Below are 1623 nucleotides of genomic sequence, written 5' to 3' on the forward strand. Positions count from 1 at the left end.
GGAAGAAATAGTTTCTCTTCGAGCCCAGAACGAAAGCGATTCGCTCATGAAAAAGTTAATGTGTTGTGGCAAGCGGACCTTTCCCACGGCCCATATATAAAGATCAATGGAAAACCGAAGAAGACGTTCCTTATCGCTTTTATAGATGACTGTTCAAGGCTGGTGCCCTACGGGCAGTTCTTTACATCCGAGAAGTTTGATGGCCTGAGAGTAGTGACAAAAGAAGCGTTGGTACGCCGGGGGAAACCAACCATTATCTATGCGGACAATGGAAAAATCTATCGATCAGAAACGCTGCAATACGCTTGTGCGCAATTAGGGATAACGTTAGCACATACCCAGCCTTATGATCCACAGGCAAAAGGTAAAATTGAAAGAATATTCAAAACAATACAGACGCGGTTTTATCCATTATTACAGGCGGACCCTGTTGATTCCTTAGAAGCATTAAATGAGCGATTTTGGCGCTGGCTGGAGGAAGACTATCATCGAAGGGTTCATGCCTCTCTAGATGGTAAAACACCTCATGAAGTGTATCAATCACAACTGGATCAGCTTACCTTTTTGGAGGATCCGGCTAAACTTGAAACGATATTTTTAAAGCGTGAACAACGCAAGGTTAAACTGGACGGAACGATTACATTGAATAAAAGGTTGTACGAGGTTCCATCCCAATTTATTGGGGATAAAATCGATGTGCGGCTAGACGAACACGGTGTATACATTTTTGAAGATGATAAGAAAGTGGCTGACGCCATTCCCGTCTCGATGAATGACAATGCGCATGTCAAACGGTCTCGCTCCCCGTTTGCCCCATCTGAAGTGCGCGATACTTCGGAAGGAGGTGAAGACCATGTATAAAACATTTTATTCCCTAGCTAAAGAGCCATTTTCAAAAGAAATGAGACCATCTGATGCATTTAGCTCAACCATCTATCAAGAAGCATTAAATGGCTTACATTACTTGCAGAAGACGAAAGGAATTGGGCTTATCACTGGTGACCCTGGCGTAGGAAAGACATTCACACTGCGCTCATTCAAGGAATCACTAAACCCATCTCTGTATCATGTGGTCTATTTTCCACTATCAACAGGCGGTGTTATGGACTTTTACCGGGGCCTGGCTTACGGTTTAGGAGAGCAACCCACGTTCCGTAAAGTTGACTTATTCCGCCAAATTCAACAAGGCATCGAACGGATGGATCAAGAACGTAAAGTAACACCCGTCTTCATTTTGGATGAAATGCATATGGCGAAAGATGCATTTTTACAGGATTTAGCGATACTGTTTAATTTCCAAATGGATTCGTCGAATCCGTTCATTCTTATTTTAGCGGGGCTTCCACACCTGCGAACCCGGTTACATTTAAATCACCACCGTCCATTGGCACAACGAATCGTTATGAGGTATCAATTTCAACCATTGCCCAAGACAGATGTTTTTACGTATATTGAACACCATTTAAAAATGGCCGGAGCTAAAATGCCGATTTTCACACAAACGGCTTTTGAAGCAATTGCATTGCGATCACAGGGTTGGCCCCGTGTTATCAATACATTGACAGCGAATTGCTTATTATTTGGAGCACAACTTAAAAAAGAACAGATTGATGAAGAAATTGT

The 1623-nt window shown here is 42.7% G+C and carries 2 protein-coding genes; both read left to right on the forward strand.

Annotation, left to right across the window (positions count from 1 at the left end; translation table 11 throughout):
- Window positions 1-861, forward strand: an 861-nt coding sequence (locus ACOI1D_RS21575; protein ID WP_422504248.1) for a DDE-type integrase/transposase/recombinase, incomplete at its 5' end; no start/stop codon positions are given.
- A partial coding sequence (locus ACOI1D_RS21580; RefSeq protein WP_422504250.1) for an ExeA family protein occupies window positions 854-1623 on the forward strand: 770 nt, incomplete at its 3' end. The genes ACOI1D_RS21575 and ACOI1D_RS21580, both read left to right, overlap by 8 nt.

Source organism: Virgibacillus sp. DJP39 (genome assembly GCF_049310925.1).
In the GTDB taxonomy this organism is placed as follows: Bacteria; Bacillota; Bacilli; order Bacillales; family Amphibacillaceae; genus Virgibacillus_F.